Below are 25,218 nucleotides of genomic sequence, written 5' to 3'. Positions count from 1 at the left end.
CTGACACCGTGCGAGCCACCCTGCGCTGGGCCCACTCCGATCTGCGGACGCATCGCGGCGAGGCACTGTTCATGGTCCTCGCCACCGCAGGCATCGTCGTCTCCCTGCTGCTCGCCACGGCCCTGTTCGGATACGCGACCAACCCCTGGCAACGGATCTTCACGCAGGCGCACGGCGCCCATGTCTGGATCCACACCGCCCGGGACGCCGACGCGGCGAAACTGGCCGGACTCGGCGGCGTCGAGTCGGTGGCCGGTCCCTACACCACGGAGGCCGCGACCCTGACGTCCCGGGGCACCCGCGCCTCGGTGGAACTGCGCGGCACACCGCGGGCACCGTCCGTCGGCCGCCCGCTGATCACGTCGGGCCACTGGCTGAGCCCGGCGCAACCCGACGGCGTGGTGCTGGAGAGCCGGCTGGCCCGGGCGCTGCTGGCCGAGCCCGGCGACCTGCTGACGGTGGCCGGCACGGCGCGGACCCTGACCGTCGTGGGCATCGCCGACAGCGCCGAACCCCGTTACAGCCCGGGCGAACAGCCGGGGCTCGTCTGGGCGCTGCCGTCCGCCGTGCGCGATCCCGGCGGCCAGGTGACCGGGCTGCGCCTGACCGACCCGGAGGACACCGACTACGCCGTCCAGCGCTCCGTCACCGTGCTCGGGGCCGGCGCCGTCAGCGAGGTCTCGACGTGGAAGCAGGCCCGGGCCGAGGCGCAGGGCGACAACCGGCTGCTGGGCCAGGTGCTCGGGCTGTTCGGACTCGGGGCACTCGTCGCCGCCGGGTTCGCCGTCCACGGGGCGATCGGCACCCGCATCCGCGGGCATCTGCGGGACATCTCGGTGCTGAAGGCGATCGGCTTCACGCCCGGCCAGGTCGTGCGGATCTTCCTGCTCCAGCATGTCGCCTACGCGCTGCTCGGCGCCCTGGCCGCGGCCGCGCTCACCCAGGGGCTCGGCAGCCGGATCCCCGGGCGTCTCGGCGACGCGGTCGGTGTGTGGCAGGGGCTGCCCGGACACACCGTGGTCCTGTTCACGGTCCCGGTCGGCGCCGTTCTGTTCATCGCCGCCACCACCTGGCTCGCGGCCTGGCGTGCGGGACGGGTGCCTCCCGTGCCGGTGCCCCGGCCGGCGTCGCCGGCCGGGGGCCGTCTGACGGGCGTGGCACGCGGAGCCCTCGGCCTGCGGCTGCCCCCCGCGCTCGTCCTGGGCTGGCACAACGCGTTCACCCGCCGTCCCCGCGCCCTCGCCACCGTCGCCCGGCTGGCGCTGCCGCTGCTGCTGATCGTGGTGGCGGTGAGCGCGTGGACCACCATCGAGCGCTTCCACAGCAGACCCCAGGAGGTCGGCCTCGCGGGCGCCCTGACCGTCCGCCCCGACGGGGATCTCGGCGATACGGCGGCCCGCTCGCTTCTGGAGGGAGATCCGCAGGTCGCGGACGCCTACCCGGGCGTCGAGGTGGCGGCCCTGGTGCCGGGCCAGACGGCCACGATCGCCCTGCGCGGCCTGGGCACCCGCACGGCGCCCTACCCCTTCGCCGTCGCCGAGGGCCGCCCGGCACGGGGCCCGGACGAGGCGGTGGCCGGGCAGGGGCTGCTCGACCTGCTGGATGTGCGCGTCGGCGACTGGGTGCGGATGACGGTGGGCGACCAGCCGCAGATCCTGCACATCGTGGGCCGCAGCATTGAGCCGGAGAACGCCGGGCGGGTCATCTCCACCTCGCTCGACACCCTTCGCGAGAACGATCCGCATCTGCGCCCGACCCTGTATCAGCTCCGGCTGCGCCCCGGAGCCGACCCGCACGAGGTCGCCGACGAGCTGGCCGAGGCCGCCCGCGGGCATATCGACGTGCATCCGGTGACGAATCCGGCGGACGGGCTGTCCCCGCTGCGCGGAGTCGTCGTCGGCCTGATCGCGGTCCTCGCCCTGATCGGGATCGTCGAACTGCTGAGCGCGATCGGCGGCACCGTCCGCGAGGGCGAACGGGACCTGCTGGCGCTCAAGGCGATCGGTCTGTCACCGCGGCAGATCACCGCGATCACCGTCACGGCCACGGCCTGCACCACACTGGCCGCGGTCGGCATCGGCACGGCGCTGGGGATTCCGCTGGCCCACTGGCTGATCGACGCCCAGGGCCGCTCCAGCGGCATCGGCGCCGGACTGGCTCAAGGCCCCTCCCCCGCACTTCTGCTGCTGTTCGGAGCCGCCGCCGTCCTGGGCGCCGCCGCCCTCGCGGCCCTGCCGGCGGCGCGCGCCGCCCGCCGCCGGCTCGCGGACACCCTGAGCGCGGTGGCCTGAGGCCGGCGGTTTCCGCGGCGGCCGGCCCTCGCGAGCGGTTCGAGGGCCGGCTTCCCTACCCGTGACGGCTAACGGCCCCGCAGCTCACGGTACTTGGCGACGAGGGCCTTTGTGGACGCATCGAGGCCCGGCACATCGGCGCCCTCGGTGAGAGCGGGTTCGACGCGCTTGGCGAGCACCTTGCCCAGTTCGACGCCCCACTGGTCGAAGGAGTCGATGTTCCAGATCGCGCCCTGCACGAACACCTTGTGCTCGTAGAGGGCGACGAGCTGGCCGATGACCGACGGCGTCAGTTCCCGGGCGAGGATCGTGGTCGTCGGGTGGTTGCCCTTGAACGTCTTGTGCGCCACCAGTTCCTCGGGCACGCCCTCGGCGCGCACCTCGTCCGCGGTCTTGCCGAACGCCAGTGCCTGGGTCTGCGCGAAGAAGTTGGCCATGAGCAGGTCGTGCTGCGCCTTCAGCTCCTGGCTCAGTTCCCCGACGGGCTCGGCGAAGCCGACGAAGTCGGCCGGGATCAGCTCGGTGCCCTGGTGGATGAGCTGATAGTAGGCGTGCTGCCCGTTGGTCCCGGGGGTGCCCCACACCACCGGGCCCGTCTGCCACTCCACGGGCCTGCCCTCGCGGTCCACCGACTTGCCGTTGGACTCCATGTCCAGCTGCTGCAGGTAGGCGGTGAATTTGGACAGGTAGTGCGAGTACGGCAGCACCGCGTGCGACTGGGCGTCGTGGAAGTTGCCGTACCAGACGCCCAGCAGGCCCAGGAGCAGCGGCACATTGGACTCGGCGGGCGCGGTGCGGAAGTGCTCGTCGACGGTGTGGAAACCGTCCAGCATCTCCCGGAACCGGTCGGGCCCGATGGCGATCATCAAGGAGAGCCCGATGGCCGAGTCGTACGAGTAGCGGCCGCCGACCCAGTCCCAGAACTCGAACATGTTGTCAGGGTCGATACCGAACTCCGTGACCTTGCCGGCATTCGTCGACAGGGCCACAAAATGCCTGGCGACCGCTTCCTGACCGGCCTTCAGCCCGGTCAGCAGCCAGTTGCGGGCGGAGGTGGCGTTGGTGATGGTCTCGATGGTGGTGAACGTCTTGGAGGCGATGATGAACAGCGTCTCGGCCGGGTCCAGGTCGCGCGTCGCCTCGTGCAGGTCGGCGCCGTCCACGTTCGAGACGAACCGGAGGGTCAGCGAGCGGTCGGTGTAGGCCCGCAGCGCCTCGTACGCCATCGCCGGACCCAGATCCGAGCCGCCGATGCCGACGTTGACCACGTTCTTGATGCGCTTGCCGGTGTGCCCCGTCCACTCACCCGAGCGGACCCGGTCGGCGAAGGCGGCCATCTTGTCCAGCACCGCGTGGACCTGGGGCACCACGTTCTCGCCGTCGACCTCGACCACCGCATCGCGCGGCGCACGCAGCGCCGTGTGCAGCACCGCCCGCTTCTCCGTGACGTTGATCTTCTCCCCGCGGAACATGGCGTCCCGCAGTCCTGACACGTCCCTGGCGGCGGCCAACTCGCGCAGCAACCGCAGCGTCTCGTCGGTGACCAGGTGCTTGGAGTAGTCGACGTGCAGATCCCCGACCTGCAGTGTGTATCCCGCGCCCCGCCCCGGATCCGCCGCGAACAACTCCCGCAACCCCAGCCCGTCAAGCTCCTCACGGTGCTTGGCCAGAGCCGTCCACTCGGGCGACTGGTTGAGCCTGGTACGGCCGTCTGCGTTCATCTCGGACTTCCGCCTTCTTCCTTGCGTGTGCTACCTCGCGCCGCTGCGGGTCACAACCTAATTGATCAGGGCGTCGGGTGACCTGCCGTCGCGCCGTCCTCCGGCGCAACAACAGATACGTCCGCCTTGCCCACGGTTATCAACGAGGTGACGGCGAGTCCGAAGAGGACGGCCGCGAGCAGCGCGGGCCCGTTCAGTCCGTAGGTCCGCGCCACGACTCCGCCGAGCAGCGCGCCGATCGGTGCACCGGACGTCGAGGCCGTGCGGAAGGCGGAGGCGATGCGGCCCACCATGGCCGAGGGGCTGCGTTGCTGCATGAGGGTGACCTGGTTGACGTTCCACACCATGTTCATGGCGCCGAGCAGCAGCATGCCGGCGACCAGGGCCGCCAGGTGGCGGACGGTGCCCATGACGCACAGCGACGCCGTCTGGACGCATCCGGCCAGGAGCAGCGCGCGGACGCGTCCGGTGCGGCGCGCGATCCGCTGGGCGACGAAGCCGCCGGCGAGGCTGCCGGCCGAGTACGCCGTCATCACGGCCGCGTATTCCGCGGTGCCCCCGTGCAGCCAGCGCGTCACGTGCAGCACCAGCGTCGCGATCAGGGCGCCCATGCCGATGTTGCACAGCAGCGTGGCCAGGCAGACCCCGCGCAGCGCCCGGTCCCGCCACAGTGTGCGCAGGCCTTCGCCGATCTCCGTCCTCAGCGTGCTGCCGGCCGGGCGCGGCTCGCGCTCGGGCGGCCGGATCCGCAGGGAGGCCACGAGGGCGGCGGCCAGGAGGTAGGTGGTCGCGTCCGCCGCGAACGGCATGAAGGCGCCCGCCGCCAGCAGCAGCGGCACGAACGGGCCCGCCAGCAGGCCGCCCGCCAACTGCTGCCCGGTCATCAGCCGGGCGTTGGCGCCGCCGAGGGACTCGCGCTCCACCAGAGACGGCAGCAGGGCCGTGGATGCGTTGTCGAAGAGGGTCTGGAGCGTGGTGAGCGAGAAGGCGAGCGCGAGCAGCAACGGGATCGAGGCGTGCCCGAGCCCCACGGCGAACGCGAAGAAGGCGACGAGCACGCCGCGCAGGGTGTCGACGGCCCACATCGCCCGCCGCTGGTCCACCCGGTCGGCCACGGCCCCGCCGAGCAGGCCGAAGAGCAGCCAGGGTGCATAGCCGCAGGCTGTGACCGAGGCAACGGCGAAGGGCTCGTCCGTGAGCCGCACGGCCAGCAGGGGCAGCGCAGCCGTGCGCAGGGCGTCCCCGAACCGGGAGACCACGGCAGCGGACCACAGCCGCCCGAACCCCCCGCGCCACGCGGGCGCACGCACGCCCGCCGCCTCGACCGCCGCCACGATTCCCCCTCACGATGCGCCGATGCACACACCGTAGGGGACCCCACTGACAATCGGCCGTGTCGCGGTCCGCCGCGCGTGCCCGCCGCGGGTGGTGACAACGACTCCGGCCGGACACGCGTCGGTGCCCGGCCGGACTCGGCTTCTAGATCTCGCCCCGCAGCTTGGCGAGCGCCTCGGCGAGGATCGCCTCGCCGTCCGCGTCGCTGCGCCGCTCCCGCACATAGGCGAGGTGCGTCTTGTAGGGCTCGGTTCGCGGCGGGTCCGGCGGGTTGTCCCGGTCCTGACCGGCCGGAAAGCCGCAGCGCGGGCAGTCCCAGGTGTCGGGAACCTGCGCGTCGCTGGCGAAGCTGGGCTGCGTCTCGTGCCCGTTGGAGCACCAGAAGGAGATGCGCAGACGCGGCGCGGACTCACCGCGCTCGGCCTCGCCCATCGGCCCCGCCCCGACCCGGCTTCCTCGGATCGCGTTGCCACTTGCCACGGTCGTAACTCCCTGCGTGATGGTGCCGCAAAGCGAGTCGGCGTTTCGCTTCGCTGCGAGCGCCTCAGTCTACGTAAGGCCCAACGCGCGTCCAGTGATGGGAGTTACCCCCGCCCCTAGACGCAAGCCCCATGATAGGCCGCGTCCGAAGACCCGTACCGAACATGGGGCGTTACGTACTTTATGTGCGATCTGCCGGTGTCGGCCGACGCTAGCTCTTGACCTTCATCAGGAGGCCGAGCACCACGATGCACGCGAACCAGAGCAGACCGATCACGATGGTGATCCGGTCGAGGTTGCGCTCGGCGACCGAGGAGCCGCCGACGGAGGACTGCATGCCGCCACCGAACATGTCGGAGAGGCCGCCGCCCTTCCCCTTGTGCATCAGCACCAGCAGCATCAGCAGCAGGCTGAAGACGATCAGGGCGATCGAGAACCCCAAAACCACGGCTGGACCAACTTCCTCGGATTCGGATGAACGACGGGGCCGAGGCTCTTACGGAAACGTCACGTTCCGAATAACAGTCTCGGCCCCGCAAGGGTACGACGGATCGCCTCTACCGCATACTCGCGACCTGTCGGTTCGCCTCCGGAGGGCGACTCACTGGTCCCGGAAGCGGACGATCTTGACGAACTCGTCGGCGTCCAGCGAGGCACCGCCCACAAGAGCGCCGTCAATGTCCGGCTTCGACATGATTTCCGCCACATTGCCCGACTTCACGGAGCCGCCGTACTGGACGCGGACCTTGTCGGCCACCTCCTGCGTGTACAGCTCCGCGATCTTGCCGCGGATCGCCGCGCAGACCTCCTGCGCGTCGTCGGCGCCGCACACCTTGCCGGTTCCGATGGCCCAGACGGGCTCGTAGGCGATCACGATCGACTCGGCCTGCTCGGCCGGCAGGCCCTTGAGGCCGCCCTCGACCTGCTCGAGCGTGTGCGCGACGTGGTTGCCCGCCTCGCGGACCTCCAGCTCCTCGCCGACGCACAGGATCGGGGCCAGACCGTGCTTGAAGGCGGCCTTGGCCTTGGCGTTCACCAGCTCGTCGGTCTCGTTGTGGTACTGGCGGCGCTCGGAGTGGCCGATCACCACGTAGGTGCACTTCAGCTTGGCCAGCATCGTGCCGGAGATCTCACCGGTGTAGGCACCGGCGTCGTGCGCCGAGACATCCTGGGCACCATACTTGACCTTGAGCTTGTCACCGTCGACCAGGGTCTGCACGGAGCGCAGGTCGGTGAAGGGCGGCAGGACCGCGACCTCGACGGCGTCGTAGTCCTTGTCGGCCAGGGCGAAGGCGAGCTTCTGGACGTGGGCGATGGCCTCGAGGTGGTTGAGGTTCATCTTCCAGTTGCCCGCCATCAGCGGCGTGCGCGTGCTCATCGAGGTCAGTCCTCCAGTGCGGCGAGGCCGGGGAGCGTCTTGCCCTCGAGGTATTCGAGGGAGGCGCCGCCACCGGTCGAGATGTGGCCGAATGCCGATTCGTCGAATCCCAGGATGCGGACGGCCGCGGCGGAGTCGCCGCCACCGACCACGGTGTAGGCCGGGGATTCGACGAGGGCCTGGGCGACCGCCTTGGTGCCCTCGGCGTAGTCGGGGTGCTCGAAGACGCCCATGGGGCCGTTCCAGAAGACGGTGGCCGCGTCGGCGAGCTTCGAGGCGTACAGCTTGCAGGTCTCCGGACCGATGTCCAGGCCCTCCTGGTCGGCCGGGATCGCGTCCGCGGCGACGACGGTGGGGTTGGCGGGCGCCTTGGTCTTCAGGTCCGGGAACTCCGGCGAGACCAGCACGTCGACCGGGAGGACCAGCTCGACGCCGTTCTTCTCCGCGCGCTCGATGTACTCGGTGACGGCCGGGATCTGGTCCGCCTGGAGGAGGGAGATGCCGACCTCGTAGCCCTTGGCCTTGAGGAAGGTGTAGGCCATGCCGCCGCCGATCAGCAGGCGGTCAGCCTTGCCGAGCAGCTGGTCGATGACGGCCAGCTTGTCCGAGACCTTGGCGCCGCCGAGCGCGACGACATAAGGACGCCGGACGTCCTCGGTGAGCTTCTTCAGGACGCCGACCTCGGTGGCGATCAGGTAGCCGGCGTAGTGCGGCAGCCGGGCCGGCAGGTCGTACACGGAAGCGTGCTTGCGGTGGACCGCGCCGAAGCCGTCGCCCACGTACACGTCCGCGAGGGCGGCGAGCCGGTCGGCGAACTCGCCGCGCTCGGTGTCGTCCTTGGAGGTCTCGCCGGGGTTGAAGCGCAGGTTCTCGATGACCGCGACCTGGCCGGGCTGGAGGCCGTCGACCGCGTCGTGGGCGGCGGGGCCGACGGTGTCCTGGGCGAACGCCACCGGGGCACCGAGCAGTTCGGCGAGCCGCTCGGCGGCCGGAAGCAGCGAGAAGGTCAGGTCCGGAGCACCCTTGGGGCGGCCCAGGTGCGAGGCGACGATCACCTTGGCGCCCGCGTCGGCGAGGGCCTTGACGGTGGGCAGAACGGCGCGGATGCGGCCGTCGTCGGTGATGAGGCCGTCGGCCAGCGGGACGTTCAGATCGGCGCGGACGAAGACCCGCTTGTTGTCCACGCCTTCGGAGAGGAGTTCGTCGATCGTCTTCATAGGGGGACTCCTGAGGAAAGCTCTTGATCGTACGAGGGCTGATGGATCTGCACGCGAGCCGCGCCCGCGTGCGGACCGGCTCGCCGTACGTGCGGCAGGGCTCGGGCGGCGCGGGAGTGCGCCGTCCGAGCCCTGCTATCGCATCGAGATGCCTGCTTCGGCGATCAGAGCTGGTTGCCGACGAAGACCGTCAGGTCGACCAGACGGTTGGAGTAGCCCCACTCGTTGTCGTACCAGCCGATGACCTTCACGCTCTTGCCGTCCTGAACCATGGTCAGGGAGGAGTCGAACGTGCAGGACGCCGGGGCGTTGACGATGTCGGAGGAGACGATCTCGTCCTCGGTGTAGTCGAGGAGGCCCTTGAGCTCGCCCTCGGCGGCCTTCTGGAAGGCGGCGTTGACCTCTTCCTTGGTGACCTCGCGGCTCAGCTCGACGACCAGGTCGGTGACCGAACCGGTCGGGACCGGGACGCGCATCGCGATGCCGTCCAGCTTGCCCTTCAGCTGCGGCAGGACCAGAGCGGTGGCCTTGGCGGCACCGGTGGTGGTCGGGATGATGTTCTCGGCGGCGGCACGGGCGCGGCGCAGGTCCTTGTGCGGGAAGTCCAGGATGCGCTGGTCGTTCGTGTACGCGTGCACCGTGGTCATCAGACCCTTGACGATGCCGAAGTTCTCGTCGAGGACCTTCGCCATCGGGGCCACGCAGTTGGTGGTGCAGGAGGCGTTGGAGATGACGTGGTGGTTCGCCGGGTCGTAGGTGTCCTGGTTGACACCCATGACGATGGTGACGTCCTCGTTCTTGGCCGGGGCCGAGATGATGACCTTCTTGGCGCCGCCGGCGATGTGCTTCTCGGCGTCTTCCTTCTTGGTGAAGATGCCGGTCGACTCGATGACGATGTCGACGCCCAACTCGCCCCACGGGATGTCGGCGGGGTTGCGCTCGGAGAGGACCTTGATCGTCTTACCGCCGACGGTGATGGTGTCCTCGGTGTGGGACACCTCCTGCTTCAGGCGGCCGAGGATGGTGTCGTACTTCAGCAGGTGAGCGGTGGTCGCGGTGTCACCCAGGTCATTGACAGCCACGATCTCGATGTCTGCACCCTGCTCCAGCAGCGCGCGGAAGTAGTTACGTCCGATGCGGCCGAAGCCGTTGATGCCTACGCGGATCGTCACGAACCGATCTCCTCGTTGGTACGCCGGCTTTCGACGCCGGCGAGCTGTATGGGATGTCCCCGACCACCCATGACCCTACCTCCCAGTGGCTCCCGGAGTGACATCGAGATGCCCCATACACGGCAGGGCGGTCCGTACCCGCCAGTAGGGGTACGGACCGCCCCGCGACAAGGGCCCGGTCACGCTTTTCGGCGATACGGGACCAACTGCCGTTGACTACGGACCGTCAGTCGGCGAGTGCCGCCAGTGACTTCTTGATCAGCACTGCCCGGTCCGCCGCCGAGGTGACGTGCTCGAGGCCGAAGCCCAGCAGCACGGTCCGGTCCGTGGTGACCGCTCCGTAGGTCGAGAACAGCGTCCCGGTACGGGCCCAGTCCTTGAGGACGGCCGGGCTGCCCGGGGGCGGTCCGGCCACGCTCCAGGCGCCCAGGGACGTTTCGAAGCCCTCGGTCTCCGTGGCCGTGCCGCCGACGACGAGCGAGGCGTCGTCGGCGAGAACGCCGTGACCGCCGCTGCCCGGGTCGGTGATGTAGCTCAGCGAGACCTCCACCGACTTCCCGGCGTACGCACTCAGGTCGAAGTCCACCTGCTGCCAACCGCTCGACGAGCCGGTGAAGCTGTGCCACGTACCGGTGGTTCCGGTCGCGGTGCAGCCGGCGGCCGCCTGGGTCAGGTAGTGCTTGAGCCAGGGGTGCTCGGCCATGAGGAACCCGGCCTCGCATTCCGTCGGCACCGTGTCGCGGGTGGCGCCTCCGGCCTCCGGCAGGGTCGTCCAGTCGTCCGCCCCGACGGTGTGGATCTCCACGACGGCGTGGTCGTAGCCCGGTTCGGTGTCCCACAGCAGCCGGGTGCGCAACGTCGGCCGGTCGGCCGCGCTCGCCCTGGTGAGGTCGAGGGTGCGGGTGAGCCGCTTGTACCCGTCGTCGGTGTGGACGGCGGCCGCCATGTACGAACCCGTGTACGGACCGTACGGGTTGACCGTGCCGGCGAACCGGCCCGCACCTGCGCTCGCGAACTGGGGATAGGTGCCGACGGCAAGCTCGTCCGAGGTGACACCGTAGGTGCCCGCCCGGTCCAGCGGGTTGCCCGCCGCCGCGCCCAGCGGCCCGGAGAAGCCGTCGAGCCTGCCCGAGCCGGTGAAGCCGTTGGCCCCCGGAGTCGACGTACGCGAGTAGGCGCCCAGGTAGTACTGGCTGAAGTCGTTCGAGAGGGTGCCGCCGCCGAGGTCGACGGCCCCGCCGGCCTGTTCGCCCGCCTCGATCAGTTTGCCGCCCTCGTTGAGGAAGGCGCGCAGCTGGAGCTGGGTGGCGTTGCCCGGGACACTCGCGCCCGTGTAGTGGACGACGGTCCTGAAGTGGTCCAGCACGGCGAGCGCGTCGGGTGCGCCCTGGGTGGCCACGTCCCAGACGATCGCCCTGCGGCCGTTCGCCCTCAGGGCGTCGACGTAGGTCTGTGCCTGGGTGGCGGTGGCGCCTTCCTCGGCGACCACCAGGGTGTCCGCGACGGGCCGCTGGGCCACGGTGTAGGTGAAGTGCGGGCTGGACGCGTTCCTGCCGCCCCTCGTCCTACCGGTGAACCACACCTCGACCTTGTCGCCCGGGTCGCCGTCCCGCACCTCGGCCCGGTACTCGTCGAAGTAGAGGTTGTCCTCGCCGCCGTACGTCCGGCCGCCCTTCCAGGGCTTGAGCGAAGCGTCCTTGGTGCGGCCGCCGTTGACGCGGTACTTGAGCTCCTTGTCGCGCACGGACTTGCGCGCCACGACCGAGACCTCCTGGTCCGCGCCGCGCGAGTACGACGTCGAGAAGGCGGCCGGGGTGAAGTCGGGAGCGTCGATGCCGACCGAGGACGACGGCTGGTCGGGGTGGGAGGCGGTCTCGGCGACGGAGAGCGCGAAGGGGATGTTCTTCTCGAACTCCTGCTGGATCAGCTTCTCGTCGTCGGGGAAGTTGAAGACCGACTGGCAGTCGGCAGCGTTCCAACCGTCGTTCGGATCGCTGTTCGAGGCGCTCTGGCAGGTCGACATCTCGGGCGTGAACATCGCCATGCCGTTCACGTTCGCCGCATGACCGTCCGCCTCGCCGTTCGTGGTGTACAGCTCCGAGGAGACCTGCGAGCGGTAGCCGGGGATCGCCGGGTTGTCCGGGGTGCCCGCGAGCGACTTGTAGAGCACGTCGTCGGGGGTCGGCGTGGCGACCTGCCAGCCGACGCCGTACAGGAGCAGTTCGGCGGCGGAGTGGTAGTTGATCCCGTAGGTGAACCCGATGCGCTTCTCGAACCGGTCGAGCGCGCTGGTCTCCGGCTCCGACCCGGGGGTGGCTCCGCGATAGGTCTCGCTGGTGGGGTTGGGGGACGAACCCTCGTCGTCGTAGCCCCACTTGTAGGCGAAGTTGCGGTTGAGGTCGACGCCGTCACCCGTGGAGATGACACCGTCGCCGTTGACGTCCCGCAGGTTCTTGCGCCACAGACGGGTGTCGGAGTCCTTGAACGTGTAGTCGTAGCCGTCCGGGTTGGCCGAGACGACGAACCACAGCTCGGTGGAGTCGACGATCTTCCTGATGCGCTTGTCCTTGGTGTAGTGGTCCAGGTAGTAGTGCATCAGCCGCCGGGTCGCCTCCGGCGTGATCCACTCACGCGCGTGCTGGTTGGACACGTACAGCACCGACGGCTTGGAGCCGTCCTTCGACTTCTTCGCGTCCTTGGTCAGCTTCAGGGCGAGGATGTCCTGGCCGTTGATCGTCTTGCCGATGGATTCGACCTTGGTCAGACCGGGATGGGCCTGACCGGTCCTGACGATCTCCTCCGCGATGCCGCCCTTTCCGCTGTAGGGCCGGAAGACGCCCTGGGCCGCGCCCTCGACGCGCGCCTCCGACGTGGCGGAAAACGTGTGCTCGGTGAGGGAGACGCCCTGCTTCTCCAGTCGGTCGGCCTGCCGGTCGGTGAGGTAGACCTCGACGGTGCTCCTGCCGTTCCCGGCCACCTGCTCGCCGAGTTCATGGCTGTCCTGTCCCGCCTCGAGCAGCAGGGGTATCTGCTTCTGGGTGACGTCGGCGCGGAAGACCTTGACCTCGTCCGCGTCGGACGTGTGCGCGGAACCTCCGGTCTGCGCCTGGGCGATGGGTGCGAGGCTCGCTCCGCCGAGCAGGAGCGCGCCGACAGCGAGGATCGATCTCGCTCTGTGTCTCATGAACCCCCCTAGCAGTGGTCCGCCACAACGGCGAACGTTGCCAGGCTCATGACAGTTCATGATCGAGTCAAGAGTGCTTCAAAGACAGACAAACGCCGGTTCCCGACGCTCCCTCAGCGGGCGTCGGGAACCGGCGTGTCGAACTCGCCGGTCACACGGCCATATTGTCCGCCATCTCGTCCGAGAGGTTGGACTCCGTGCCCGGGATCCCGAGGTCCGACGCCCGCTTGTCGGCCATCGCCAGCAGCCGGCGGATACGGCCCGCGACCGCGTCCTTGGTGAGCGGTGGGTCGGCGAGGGCGCCCAGCTCCTCCAGGGAGGCCTGCTTGTGCTCCATGCGCAGCCGGCCGGCCGCCGCGAGGTGCTCGGGCACCTCGTCGGCGAGGATCTCCAGGGCACGGGCGACCCGCGCACCGGCCGCGACGGCCGCACGGGCGGAACGGCGCAGGTTGGCGTCGTCGAAGTTGGCCAGGCGGTTGGCCGTGGCGCGGACCTCACGGCGCATCCGCCGTTCCTCCCAGGCCAGCACGGACTCGTGCGCGCCGAGCCGGGTGAGCAGCGCCCCGATGGCGTCGCCGTCCCGTACGACCAACCGGTCCACCCCCCGCACCTCGCGCGCCTTGGCGGCGATCGACAGGCGACGGGCGGCGCCGACCAGGGCGAGCGCGGCCTCGGGACCGGGGCAGGTCACCTCGAGCGAGGACGAACGACCGGGCTCCGTCAGCGATCCGTGCGCCAGGAACGCGCCGCGCCAGGCCGCCTCGGCGTCGCAGGTGGCCCCCGAGACCACCTGCGGCGGCAGCCCGCGGATCGGGCGGCCCCTGCCGTCGACGAGCCCCGTCTGGCGGGCCAGCTGGTCACCGCCCGCGACCACGCGGACCACATAGCGCGAGCCGCGGCGCAGTCCACCGGGCGCCATCACGATCAGCTCGGAGGCATGACCGAAGATCTCGAGGATGTCCCGTTTGACACGCCGTGCGGCCATCGCCGTGTCCAGCTCCGCCTCGATCACGATGCGGCCGCTGACCAGGTGCAGTCCACCCGCGAACCGCAGGATCGCCGAGACCTCCGCCTTTCTGCAGCAGGTCCGGGTGACGGGAAGCCGGGAGATCTCATCCTTCACCGCTGCCGTCATCGCCATGGGCCGATCCTTCCATGCATCCGAAAAATACGGTCGTACGCGGCGGCCAACAGCTCCGGGTCGTGCCGCGGGGTTCCGTCGGTCCGGGCCACCGGTGCCAGCTCGACCGTGGCGCCGAACCGCTTGGCGGCCTCGTTCAGCAGGGCACGGTCGGGCACGGCGGCCTGGTCGGCCAGCACCACGTCCAGGGCGAGTTTAGGGGCGTGTCGTCCCAAAACCTCCAAATGACGCTGCGGGGAGAAGCCCGCGGTCTCTCCTGGCTGCGGAGCGAGGTTCAAGGAGAGTATCCGGCGCGCCTTGGTCTCCGAGAGGGCGTCCAGGAGCTCGGGGACGAGCAGATGCGGGATCACCGAGGAGAACCAGGAACCCGGGCCCAGCACGACCCAGTCGGCGTCCAGCACCGCGGCGACCGCCTCGGGCACGGCGGGCGGGTCGTTCGGCACGAGGTGCACGGACTGCACCTCTCCGGGGGTCAGCGCGACGTTCGCCTGCCCGCGTACGGTTCCGATCTCGTCCGGGTGTACCGGGTCGTGTCCCTTGACGAGCGCCTGGAGCTCCAGGGGTACGGCGGACATGGGCAGGACACGGCCGTGGGCACCGAGCAGCCTGCCGACCAGGTCGAGAGCCTGGACATGGTCCCCGAGCTGCTCCCACAGGGCCACGATCAGCAGGTTGCCGACCGCGTGCTCGTGCAGATCGCCCTTGGACTGGAAACGGTGCTGGATGACCCGTGCCCAGGTCTGGCCCCAGTCGTCGTCGCCGCAGAGCGCCGCGAGCGCCTTGCGCAGATCTCCGGGCGGGAGCACGCCGAGCTCGTCGCGCAGTCGGCCGCTGGAGCCGCCGTCGTCCGCGACGGTGACGACTGCGGTGAGGTCGCCGGTGATCCGGCGCAGCGCGGCGAGCGAGGCGGACAGGCCCATGCCGCCGCCCAGGGCGACGACCTTGGGCTGGGTGCCGCGGCGGCGCGCCCGGCCGCCGCGGGCCTCGGCGGGGCTGCCGCCCCGTCCCTCGGACACCACCCGGCGCAGCCTGCTCAGCCGCAGAGTACGTCCGCTCACTCGCGCCCCATGTCCCGGTGCACGACCACGGTCTCCACTCCCTCTGCGGCCAGCCGGGCCGCGAGCTTCTCCGACATGGCGACGGAGCGGTGCTTGCCGCCGGTACAGCCGATGGCGATGGTCACGTACCGCTTGCCCTCCCGGCGGTACCCGGCCGCGATCAGCCTGAGCAGCTCGGCGTAGCGGTCGAGGAACTCCTTGGCGCCGGGCTGGTTGAACACGTACGCGGCCACCTCCTCGTTCAGGCCGGTGTACGGGCGCAGCTCCGGGACCCAGTGCGGGTTGGGCAGGAAGCGCATGTCCGCGACCAGGTCGGCATCCACCGGGAGGCCGTACTTGAAGCCGAAGGACATCACGGTGGCCCGCAGCTCGGGCTCCTCCTCACCGGCGAACTGGGCGTCCATCTTGGCCCGCAGTTCGTGCACGTTGAGGCTCGAGGTGTCTATCACCAGATCGGCGTCTCCGCGCAGCTCGCGCAGCAGCTCGCGCTCGGCGGCGATGCCGTCGACGATGCGGCCGTCGCCCTGGAGCGGGTGCGGCCGGCGGACGGACTCGAATCGGCGCACCAGGGCGTCGTCGGAGGACTCCAGAAACACGATCCGCCGTGTGACGTTCTTCGACTCCAGGTCGGCCAGCGATTCGCGGAGGTTGTCGAAGAAACGGCGGCCGCGGACGTCCACGACGACCGCGATGCGGGCGACGTTGCCCTGGGAGCGGGCGCCCAGCTCCACCATGGTCGGGATCAGTGCGGGCGGCAGGTTGTCGACGACGAACCAGCCGAGGTCCTCCAGACACTTCGCGGCCGTCGACCGGCCCGCACCGGACATACCGGAAATGATCACCAGCTCCGGGATGGCCGTGTCCGGCACCCCGGCCGCTTCGATTCCCGCACTCACCTGTGCTCCGTTTTCCTGTTCCGCCTCCGGGCGGGGCTGATCCTCACCCGCGTCCTCGTGGGCGGCCCGGTTCTGCGTCGAGCGTTCTTCTGCGCTCCGGTCATGCTCGGTCATGTCTCCTGCCCCCGTCGCTCATCGGGAGGTCCCGCGGACACGGGCTCCCCGAAGGAACCCGCCGTCGTCTCGGGTTCCTCCTCTTCCATGATCTCTCCGGTCGCCGTGTTCACGGCGGGTGCGGCCGGGGCCGCCTCGGCGAGGGCCACGGCGATCGTCTCGGCCGTCTTGCGGCCGATGCCGGGGACCTCCTGAATCTGGTCGATTGTCGCGGATCGAAGCCTCTTCACCGAGCCGAAGTGCTTGATCAACGCCTGTTTGCGTGTCTCACCGAGCCCGGGTACCTCGTCCAGGGGACTCGTCCTGAGCCGCTTGGCCCGCTTGGTGCGCTGGTAGGTGATCGCGAAACGGTGGGCCTCGTCGCGGACGCGCTGGAGAAGGTAGAGGCCCTCACTGCTGCGCGGCAGGACCACCGGGTCGTCCTCGCCCGGCACCCAGACCTCCTCCAGACGCTTGGCGAGGCCGCACACGGCGATGTCGTCGATACCGAGCCCGTCCAGCGCCCTCTTGGCCGCCGCGACCTGCGGCTGACCTCCGTCGACCACGACGAGCTGCGGCGGGTAGGCGAACCTTTTGGGCCGCCCGTCCTCCTCGGTCAGGACGTCCCCGTCCGCCCACTCCCCCGTCTTCTCCTTCTCGGCGAGGTAGCGCCTGAAGCGGCGGGTGATCACCTCGTGCATGGAGCGGACGTCGTCCTGGCCCTCGAAGCCCTTGATCTGGAAGCGGCGGTACTCGCCCTTGCGCTGCAGTCCGTCCTCGAAGACCACCATGGAGGCCACCACATCCTCGCCCTGAAGGTGCGAGATGTCGTAGCACTCGATCCTGAGCGGCGCGCTGTCCAGCTCGAGGGCGTCGGCGATCTCCTCCAGGGCACGCGAGCGGGTGGTCAGGTCGGAGGCGCGCTTGGTCTTGTGCAGGGCGAGCGCCTGCAGGGCGTTGCGCTGCACGGTCTCCATCAGTGCCTTCTTGTCACCGCGCTGCGGGATGCGCAGGGACACATTGGCCCCGCGGCGGCCGGTGAGCCAGTCCTGGACCGGCTCTATGGGGTCCGGCAGAGCCGGGACCAGCACCTCCTTGGGCACGGAGTCGCCCGTCTCCTCGCCGTAGAGCTGCTGGAGGGCGTGCTCGACGAGGGCACCGGTCGTGACGTCCTCGACCTTGTCGGTGACCCAGCCGCGCTGGCCTCGCACCCGTCCGCCGCGCACATGGAAGATCTGCACGGCCGCCTCCAACTCGTCCTCGGCGACCGCGATCAGATCGGCGTCGGTCGCGTCGGTGAGCACGACCGCGTTCTTCTCCATCGCCTTCTTCAGGGCCTCGATGTCGTCGCGCAGCCGGGCGGCACGCTCGTACTCCATGTCCTCGGCCGCCTGCATCATCTGCTTCTCCAGACGACGCAGGTAGGTGCCGGTGCGGCCGGCCATGAAGTCGGAGAACTCCTCGGCCAGTTCGCGGTGGTCCTCGGGGGAGATCCGGCCGACGCAGGGGGCGGAGCACTTGCCGATGTAGCCGAGCAGACAGGGGCGCCCGGTGCGGGCGGCGTTCTTGAAGACGCCGGCCGAGCAGGTGCGCACGGGGAAGACGCGCAACAGCAGATCCACGGTGTCGCGGATCGCCCACGCGTGCGAGTACGGCCCGAAGTAGCGCACGCCCTTGCGCTTCTGGCCACGCATCACCTGAACGCGCGGAAACTCCTCGTTCGTCGTCACCGCGAGATACGGGTAGCTCTTGTCGTCGCGGTACTTGACGTTGAACCTGGGGTCGAACTCCTTGATCCAGGTGTACTCCAGCTGCAGCGCCTCGACCTCCGTGGACACCACCGTCCACTCCACGGACGCGGCCGTGGTGACCATGGTGCGCGTGCGCGGGTGGAGGTTCGTCAGGTCCTGGAAGTAGTTCGCCAGGCGCTGACGCAGGCTCTTCGCCTTTCCGACGTAGATCACCCGGCGGTGCTCGTCGCGGAACCTGTAGACCCCGGGTGTGTCCGGGATCTCTCCCGGCTGGGGGCGGTAGCTGGAGGGGTCGGCCATGTCTCACACCCTACTGGCGGGGGCCGACACGACGGCGCGCCTGTGGACAGGGGTCCGCAGGGGCGCCGAGGGCGCGGGGATGCCTGGTCCGGCCGTCCGGGACAGCGCCTTCCGCAGGCGGGCGCCCAACGGGTACGAGGCGGATGTTTCGGCCGGATCCGGCGAGTGCGGGGCGCCTGCCGGACCACGGGGAGACCGGCGCGGGCGGGGGCGGTCGCGGGAGGGGCCGGCGCAACACAGCCGAACCGGCCACGGAGGCGAAGACTCTTCCGTCCGGTGGGCATCAGGTGTTGTCGGGGCTTGGTCAACACGCTTCAATGCGTGGAACCTCCGGGCCGTGATCGGCGGGGTCCGCTTGTGAACGGACGCCGCACGCCCCGACCGGCCCGGAACGCCCCCTGCGAACGGTCTGACCAGCCGTCGTGAACATTCACAGAAAGGCCCCCCTGTATGCGGTACGGCACCCAGCATGCGGACACAGACCCGGCGGAGTTGGAGGCGGTCCTGCGTGGCGGACCCTTCCATGTCGCGCTGCGCGCCGCGATCACCGCCCGCGGGCTGCCGCTGCAACGCGTACAGCACCATCTGTCCCGGTACGGGGTCAGAGTCGGGGTGACGAGTCTGAGCTACTGGCAGCAAGGCGCGCGCCGGCCGCAGCGGCCCGAGTCCCTGCGCGCCGTGCGCGCCCTGGAGGAGATACTCCAGCTGCCCGACGAGTCGCTGATCCGACTGCTGACCTCGACCGACGAGCGGCCCGGCCCCGACCGTCCGCCGGGCCGTTCGTACCGCTCCCTGGTGGAGGCCTCGGGCGTCCTGGAACGCCTCCTCGCCGAGCTGGAGTCGCCCCTGGACGGCGGACTGCACACCCTCGGCCACCACGAGCGGGTCCGTATCGGGTCCCGCCGGGAACTGCTGGCCCGCGAGTCTCACCACATCGTGCGCGCCCACAGGGACGGAGTGGACCGCTACGTCGCCATTCACCACGGCGATCCGGGCTGCGCCCCGGAGCGGATCGTGGTGCACGCGCAGGAGAACTGCCGCACAGGACGCGTGCGGTGGCACCACGACACGGGCCTTCTGGCAGCCGAGCTGCTCTTCGACACCCGGCTGCGGACCGGCGACACGTTTCTCTTCCGCTACGGCTTCGAGGACGGCACCGCCGGGCCCTGCGCCGAGTACCTTCGCGGCTTCAGGCTGGCGGGCGGGCAGTACGCGCTCCAGGTCAGCTTCGACCACGAGGCGCTGCCGGTGCGCTGCCACCGCTTCGCCCAGCACTCCCCCGCCGCGCCGCGCAGCGGACGTCAGGAGCTGCCGCTGAGCGGACGCCACCGCTCGGTACATCTGGTGGAGCCGCGGGTCCGGTCGGGAATCGTGGGGATCGAGTGGGACTGGGAGTGAAGGGTCCCTCCCGAGCCGTCAGGCCGCCGGGCCCGCCACGATCTTGCCGTTCTTGACCTCGACCGGCAGCTCGTTCAGCGGCTCGGTGGCCGGGGCCTGCACCACCTTGCCGGAGACGGCGTCGAACTGGCTGCCGTGGCACGGGCAGACGAGCGTCGTCCCGGACAGTTTGTTGATGGCGCACCCGGCGTGTGTGCAGATCGTGCTGTAGGCCTTCAAAGAGCCGTCCGCGGCGCGGCTCACGACGACGTTCGCGTCCCGGTAAAGCTTCGCGCCGCCCTTCGGGACCTCGTTCTCGGATCCGAGCGGGACCGGCGCGGTCGGGGTGGCCGGCGCGGCACCGCCGCCACCACCCGACGAGCAGGCCGCGAGCCCGAGCCCGGCGACCGGGGTGAGCGCAGCCCCGCGAAGGACGGTACGACGGGTCGCTGCGGGACGGGCGGACATGGCGTCTCCACTGGTCAGGCCGATGCCCGCCGGATCGCGGGCCGTTTCGACGATACCGGTGGCGGTCGTTCCGCCTCGGGGCGGGGCGGGAGCAGGCCGTGCCAGGTGAGGACGTAAACGCTTGCGCAAGCGTTTACGCGAGCCGTCGAATGAGATACGTTCCGGGCCGGACGGCTCCAGGAGGGGGACGCGATGGCAACGATGGCCGATGTGGCACGGAGCGCGGGTGTGTCCGTCGCGACCGTCTCGCACGTGCTGAACGACACCCGGCCGGTACGGCCCCACACCCGCCAGGCGGTGCTCGACGCCATCGACGAGTTGGGTTACACGCCGAACACGCTTGCCCGTTCCCTGGTGACGGCGCGCACCCGGTCCATCGGGCTCGCGGTGTCGGCGATCAGCAATCCGTACTTCACGGAGATCCTCCAGGGCGTCGAGGCCAGTGCCCTCGAACACGGCTACGGCCTGCTCGTCGCCGACCCGCACGACGATCCCGTACATGAGCGCAACGCCGTCCGGTTGCTGCACGAACGGCGCGTCGACGGCGTGATCGTCGCCCCCTCGGCGGACCCGGGCGGACTGCTCGCCCTCCTCTCCCGGCACGGGGTGCCGACCGTGTTCGTCGACCGGCTGGTCGACGCTGCCCCCGCCGGCACACCTGCGCCACAGGCGTTCGACCAGGTCTGCGGCGAGAACGTGGATCCCATGGCCCGTCTGGTCACCCATCTCGCCGAGCTGGGTCACCGCCGCATCGGCCTTGTCGCGGGACGTCCCGGGCTCAGCACGACGGCCGAGCGGATCAGCGGCTACCGGCAGGGTCTCGCGGCCGCTGGGCTGCCCTACGACGAGCGGTTGCTCGCCTCTGGCGATTCCGCGGCCGAGGGCGCCGAGCGGGCCACCACCGACCTGCTCTCGCTCGCGGCGCCCCCGACGGCCCTCGTCACCGCCAACAACGCGATGACCATCGGGGCACTGCGCACCCTGCGCGGGCGTGGAGTGTCCGTCCCGGACGACCTTGCGCTGTGCTGCTTCGACGACATCGCCTGGGCGGACCTGTTCTCACCCCGGCTCACGGCGGTCTCCCAGCCGAGCAGGGAGATCGGTGCCGAGGCCGTACGGCTGCTGCTGGAACGCCTGGCGGACCCGGACCGTCCCTCGCGCACCGTGCGGCTGCCCGGTGTGTTCGTCCACCGCACCTCGTGCGGCTGCCCCGACGCCCCCTACCGGAAGGAAACCGACTCGTGATCGTCGTCGCCGGTGAGGCCCTGATCGATCTGGTCCCCCAGGGGACGGGCGCGCTCGCGCCGCTGAAGCCTGCACTGGGCGGCGGCCCCTACAACACCGCGGTCGCCCTCGGCCGGCTCGGCTCCCCCGCCGCGTTCTGCTCGCGCACCTCGTACGACGCCTTCGGTGAGGCGCTCCTCGACGGACTGCGCCGGGCCGGCGTGGACGTCTCCGCCGTGCAGCGCGGCACCGAGCCGACAACCCTGGCGGTCGCCACGGTCGACGAGAACGGCTCGGCCGCGTACTCCTTCTACGTCGAGGGCACCGCCGACCGGCTGTTCACGGCACCGGCACGCCTCCCCCGGGGCACCCGGGCCGTGTCGTTCGGCACCTGCTCCCTGGTCCTCGAACCGGGGGCCGGCGCATACGAGGAGTTGATGCGCAGCGCCGCCGCACAGGGTGTGTTCACGGCACTGGACCCGAACATCCGGGCGGGACTGATCGCCGACCCCGACGCCTACCGGGCCCGCTTCAAGAGCTGGCTGCCGTCGGTGTCGCTGCTGAAGCTGTCCGTCGAGGACGCGGGGTGGCTGGGCGGCACCCCCCGCGAATGGCTGGCCTCCGGCCCCGCCGCCGTTGTGGTCACCCGCGGCGGCGACGGGCTGACGGTCTTCACCCGTGACGGTGCGGAGCACTCCGTGCCGGGTGTGCGGGTCGACGTCGTGGACACGATCGGCGCCGGCGACACGGTCAACGCGGCGCTGCTGCACGGTCTCGCCGCCCGGGATGCCCTTTCCCCGACGGCACTGGCCGCCCTGGATGCCGAGGGCTGGCAGGACCTGCTGGGCTTCGCCGCCCGCGCGGCGGCCGTCACCTGCTCCCGCGCCGGTGCGGAACCGCCGTACGCGTCCGAACTGGTGGGCCCGTAGCCCGCGTTGAGCCGTCCGCGCGGGGAGCCCGAGCGGTCGTTCCTCCGACGAGCGGTGCCCCGTGGGGAGTTCCCGCGGGGCACCGTGTGGTTCGGGGCGCGCCTCTGTGTCAGGCCTTGCGCGCCCGGGTGGACTTCTTCGCGGGTGCCGCCTTCTTCGTGGCACCGGCCGCCTTCTTGGCCGCTGTGTTGTTGACGGTCTTCACGGCCTTGGCCGTCGCCGTCTTCTTCGCCGTCGAGCCGGCGGCGACCGTCTTCGCGGCCGCTCTGCGCGGTGCCTTCACGGTGGGCGCGTCGCTGATGCGGTCGGCACCGAGGACCTCGCGCAGGAACTTGCCGGTGTGGCTGGTCGAGACCCCCGCGACTTCCTCGGGCGTGCCCTCGGCGACCACGAGGCCGCCGCCCGCGCCGCCTTCGGGTCCCATGTCGACGACCCAGTCGGCGGTCTTGATGACGTCGAGGTTGTGCTCGATGACGATGACCGTGTTGCCCTTGTCGACCAAGCCGCCGAGAACCGTGAGCAGCTTGCTGATGTCCTCGAAGTGCAGACCGGTGGTCGGCTCGTCCAGCACATAGACCGTGCGTCCGGTGGACCGCTTCTGCAACTCGCTGGCGAGCTTGACGCGCTGGGCCTCACCACCGGACAGGGTGGTCGCCGACTGGCCGAGGCGGACGTAACCGAGGCCGACGTCGTTCAGCGTCCTGAGGTGGCGGGAGATCGCCGGGACCGCCTCGAAGAAGTGCATGGCCTCCTCGATCGGCATGTTCAGGACCTCGGCGATGGACTTGCCCTTGTAGTGGACCTCCAGGGTCTCCCGGTTGTAGCGGGCGCCGTGGCAGACCTCGCACGGGACGTAGACGTCCGGGAGGAAGTTCATCTCGATCTTGATCGTGCCGTCGCCGGCGCAGTTCTCGCAGCGACCGCCCTTGACGTTGAAGGAGAAGCGGCCGGGCAGGTAGCCCCGCACCTTCGCCTCGGTCGTCTCCGCGAACAGCTTGCGGATGTGGTCGAAGACGCCCGTGTACGTCGCCGGGTTCGACCGCGGGGTGCGGCCGATGGGCGACTGGTCGACGTGCACGACCTTGTCGACGAGGTCGTCGCCGTCCACACGCGTGTGACGCCCGGGGACGTTGCGCGCGCCGTTCAGTTCGCGCGCCAGGTGCGTGTAGAGGATGTCGTTGACCAGCGTCGACTTTCCGGAGCCGGACACGCCCGTGACGGCCGTGAACACGCCGAGCGGGAAGGAGACGTCGATGTCCTGGAGGTTGTTCTCACGGGCGCCGTGCACCGTGAGCCGCCGGGACGGGTCGCGCGGGCGCCGGATGCCGGGCAACGGGATGGACTTCTTGCCCGACAGGTACTGGCCGGTCTGCGACTCGTCGTTGACGAGCAGTTCCTTCAGGGAGCCGCTGTGCACGACCTTGCCGCCGTGCTCGCCCGCGCCCGGGCCGATGTCGACGACCCAGTCGGCGACCTTGATGGTGTCCTCGTCGTGCTCGACCACGATGAGCGTGTTGCCCATGTCGCGCAGCCGGACCAGGGTCTCGATCAGCCGGTGGTTGTCGCGCTGGTGCAGGCCGATGGAGGGCTCGTCGAGCACGTACAGGACGCCGACGAGTCCGGAACCGATCTGGGTGGCCAGGCGGATGCGCTGGGCCTCGCCACCGGAGAGCGTGCCGGCCGCGCGGTTCAGCGAGAGGTAGTCCAGGCCGACGTCGACCAGGAACCGCAGCCGCTCGTTGACCTCCTTCAGGACCCGCTCGGCGATCTTCTTGTCGCGGGCGTCGAGCTTGAGCTCCCGCAGGAAGTCCGCGCAGTCGCTGATCGACATCGCGGAGATCTCGGCGATCGACCTGTCCATGATCGTGACCGCGAGGACGACCGGCTTGAGGCGGGTGCCCTGGCAGGTCGGGCACGGCACCTCGCGCATATAGCCCTCGAAGCGCTCCCGGCTGGCGTCGCTCTCGGCCTCGCTGTGGCGGCGCTTCACGAACGGGACGGCGCCTTCGAACGGCGTCGTGTACACCCGCTCGCGCCCGTACCGGTTGCGGTAGCGGACCTCGATCTGCGTCTTGTGGCCGTGGAGCAGGGCCTTCCTGGCGCGCTGCGGCAGGCCGGCGAAGGGGATGTCCGTCCGGAATCCCAGGGCGTCCGCGAGCGCGCCGATGAGGCGGCCGAAGTAGTCCTTGGTGTGCCCGTGCGACCAGGGGTGGATGGCGCCCTCGTCGAGGGTCTTCTCCTCGTCCGGGACGATCAGCTCGGGGTCGACCTCCATGCGGGTGCCGATGCCGGTGCACTCGGGGCAGGCGCCGAAGGGCGAGTTGAAGGAGAAGGAACGGGGTTCCAGCTCCTCGAAGGAGAGGTCGTCGTACGGGCAGTAGAGGTGCTCCGAGTACATGCGCTCGCGCTCGGGGTCGTCCTCGGGGAGGTCGACGAAGTCGAGCACGACCATGCCGCCCGAGAGGCCGAGCGCGGTCTCCACCGAGTCGGTGAGCCGGCGCTTGGCGGAGTCCTTCACCGTGAGGCGGTCGACGACCACCTCGATGGTGTGCTTCTCCTGCTTCTTCAGCGTGGGCGGGCTGGACAGCTGGATCGTCTCGCCGTCCACACGGGCGCGGCTGTAGCCCTTGGTCTGGAGGTCGGCGAAGAGGTCGACGAACTCCCCCTTGCGCTCCCGCACGAGCGGCGACAGCACCTGGAAGCGGCTTCCCTCGGGCAGGGCCAGGACCTTGTCGACGACGGCCTGGGGCGACTGGCGCGAGATCGGGCGGCCGCACTCGGGGCAGTGGGGCTTGCCGATGCGCGCGAAGAGCAGACGCAGGTAGTCGTAGACCTCGGTGATCGTGCCGACCGTCGAGCGCGGGTTGCGCGAGGTCGACTTCTGGTCGATGGAGACCGCCGGCGAAAGTCCTTCGATGAAGTCGACGTCCGGCTTGTCCATCTGCCCGAGGAACTGCCGTGCGTACGAGGACAGCGACTCCACGTAACGGCGCTGGCCCTCGGCGAAGATCGTGTCGAAGGCCAGCGAGGACTTGCCCGACCCCGACAGGCCCGTGAAGACGATGAGCGAGTCGCGTGGCAGGTCGAGCGAGACATTCTTCAGGTTGTGCTCGCGCGCGCCACGGACGATGAGACGGTCGGCCACGCCGGTCCGCACCTTTCTTGAGAGAAGCGACAGGGGCGGGGCCCCCGTCCTTTTCAGA

General features: G+C 70.3%; 18 protein-coding genes. 4 read left to right on the top strand and 14 right to left on the bottom strand.

Annotation, left to right across the window (positions count from 1 at the left end):
• The first annotated feature begins 8 nt into the window (after positions 1-8).
• Entirely contained in the window at positions 9-2,291 is a 2,283-nt protein-coding gene (locus ACSHXN_RS30490; protein ID WP_438304390.1) for an FtsX-like permease family protein, read from the top strand.
• Between the two features lie 68 nt (positions 2,292-2,359).
• On the opposite strand, the gene pgi is transcribed toward ACSHXN_RS30490, so the two are convergent.
• The 12 genes from pgi to uvrC form a co-directional block, all read right to left on the bottom strand.
• On the bottom strand, positions 2,360-4,012 hold the full coding sequence (gene pgi, locus ACSHXN_RS30485; protein ID WP_355130869.1) for a glucose-6-phosphate isomerase: 1,653 nt from the start codon (positions 4,010-4,012) through the stop codon (positions 2,360-2,362).
• A 65-nt stretch (positions 4,013-4,077) separates the two neighbouring features.
• Positions 4,078-5,346 carry an MFS transporter gene (locus tag ACSHXN_RS30480; protein ID WP_438304388.1) on the bottom strand — a complete coding sequence of 423 codons (1,269 nt, stop codon included), beginning with the start codon at positions 5,344-5,346 and terminating at the stop codon, positions 4,078-4,080.
• Positions 5,347-5,491: 145 nt separating this feature from the next.
• Positions 5,492-5,827 (bottom strand): RNA polymerase-binding protein RbpA, encoded by a 336-nt coding sequence (locus tag ACSHXN_RS30475; protein ID WP_003957010.1) that lies wholly within the window; start codon positions 5,825-5,827, stop codon positions 5,492-5,494.
• A gap of 211 nt (positions 5,828-6,038) precedes the next feature.
• Positions 6,039-6,275, bottom strand: coding sequence for a preprotein translocase subunit SecG (gene secG / locus ACSHXN_RS30470; protein WP_355130873.1), 237 nt, complete (start codon positions 6,273-6,275; stop codon positions 6,039-6,041).
• A gap of 153 nt (positions 6,276-6,428) precedes the next feature.
• Positions 6,429-7,205 (bottom strand): triose-phosphate isomerase, encoded by a 777-nt coding sequence (tpiA, locus tag ACSHXN_RS30465; protein WP_438304385.1) that lies wholly within the window; start codon positions 7,203-7,205, stop codon positions 6,429-6,431.
• Positions 7,206-7,210: 5 nt separating this feature from the next.
• Positions 7,211-8,422 carry a phosphoglycerate kinase gene (locus ACSHXN_RS30460; RefSeq protein WP_355130877.1) on the bottom strand — a complete coding sequence of 404 codons (1,212 nt, stop codon included), beginning with the start codon at positions 8,420-8,422 and terminating at the stop codon, positions 7,211-7,213.
• 164 nt (positions 8,423-8,586) lie between these two features.
• Positions 8,587-9,594, bottom strand: a complete 1,008-nt coding sequence (gene gap, locus ACSHXN_RS30455; RefSeq protein WP_331267637.1) for a type I glyceraldehyde-3-phosphate dehydrogenase — start codon at positions 9,592-9,594, stop codon at positions 8,587-8,589.
• 226 nt (positions 9,595-9,820) lie between these two features.
• On the bottom strand, positions 9,821-12,778 hold the full coding sequence (locus ACSHXN_RS30450) for a M14 family metallopeptidase (protein ID WP_356108093.1): 2,958 nt from the start codon (positions 12,776-12,778) through the stop codon (positions 9,821-9,823).
• Between the two features lie 151 nt (positions 12,779-12,929).
• A complete protein-coding gene (whiA, locus tag ACSHXN_RS30445) occupies positions 12,930-13,919 on the bottom strand; it encodes a DNA-binding protein WhiA (RefSeq protein ID WP_438304383.1) in 990 nt (329 codons plus the stop codon).
• Complete coding sequence (locus tag ACSHXN_RS30440; RefSeq protein WP_355130883.1) at positions 13,910-14,977, bottom strand: gluconeogenesis factor YvcK family protein; 1,068 nt, start codon at positions 14,975-14,977, stop codon at positions 13,910-13,912. Before ACSHXN_RS30440 ends, whiA begins: the two co-directional genes overlap by 10 nt.
• Complete coding sequence (gene rapZ / locus ACSHXN_RS30435) at positions 14,974-15,987, bottom strand: RNase adapter RapZ (RefSeq protein ID WP_355130885.1); 1,014 nt, start codon at positions 15,985-15,987, stop codon at positions 14,974-14,976. Before rapZ ends, ACSHXN_RS30440 begins: the two co-directional genes overlap by 4 nt.
• Positions 15,984-18,017, bottom strand: coding sequence for an excinuclease ABC subunit UvrC (uvrC, locus tag ACSHXN_RS30430; RefSeq protein ID WP_355130887.1), 2,034 nt, complete (start codon positions 18,015-18,017; stop codon positions 15,984-15,986). Before uvrC ends, rapZ begins: the two co-directional genes overlap by 4 nt.
• A 450-nt stretch (positions 18,018-18,467) precedes the next feature.
• On the opposite strand from uvrC, the gene ACSHXN_RS30425 reads away from it, so the two are divergent.
• Positions 18,468-19,415, top strand: coding sequence for a hypothetical protein (locus ACSHXN_RS30425; protein ID WP_355130889.1), 948 nt, complete (start codon positions 18,468-18,470; stop codon positions 19,413-19,415).
• An 18-nt stretch (positions 19,416-19,433) separates the two neighbouring features.
• Here the strand turns inward: ACSHXN_RS30425 and ACSHXN_RS30420 are convergent, their stop codons facing one another.
• On the bottom strand, positions 19,434-19,862 hold the full coding sequence (locus tag ACSHXN_RS30420) for a Rieske (2Fe-2S) protein (protein WP_356108099.1): 429 nt from the start codon (positions 19,860-19,862) through the stop codon (positions 19,434-19,436).
• 192 nt (positions 19,863-20,054) lie between these two features.
• Here ACSHXN_RS30420 and ACSHXN_RS30415 point away from each other — a divergent pair, with 192 nt between their 5' ends.
• Positions 20,055-21,107, top strand: coding sequence for a LacI family DNA-binding transcriptional regulator (locus tag ACSHXN_RS30415; protein ID WP_355130892.1), 1,053 nt, complete (start codon positions 20,055-20,057; stop codon positions 21,105-21,107).
• A complete protein-coding gene (locus ACSHXN_RS30410; protein ID WP_438304379.1) occupies positions 21,104-22,015 on the top strand; it encodes a carbohydrate kinase family protein in 912 nt (303 codons plus the stop codon). The genes ACSHXN_RS30415 and ACSHXN_RS30410 overlap by 4 nt, the downstream gene beginning before the upstream one ends.
• Before the next feature lie 109 nt (positions 22,016-22,124).
• Here ACSHXN_RS30410 and uvrA read toward each other — a convergent pair whose 3' ends face one another.
• On the bottom strand, positions 22,125-25,160 hold the full coding sequence (gene uvrA / locus ACSHXN_RS30405; RefSeq protein ID WP_355130896.1) for an excinuclease ABC subunit UvrA: 3,036 nt from the start codon (positions 25,158-25,160) through the stop codon (positions 22,125-22,127).
• Positions 25,161-25,218: the final 58 nt, after the last annotated feature.

Source organism: Streptomyces sp. HUAS TT11 (genome assembly GCF_051553595.1).
Lineage (GTDB): Bacteria > Actinomycetota > Actinomycetes > Streptomycetales > Streptomycetaceae > Streptomyces.
This window is presented reverse-complemented; position numbering and strand designations above follow the sequence as displayed.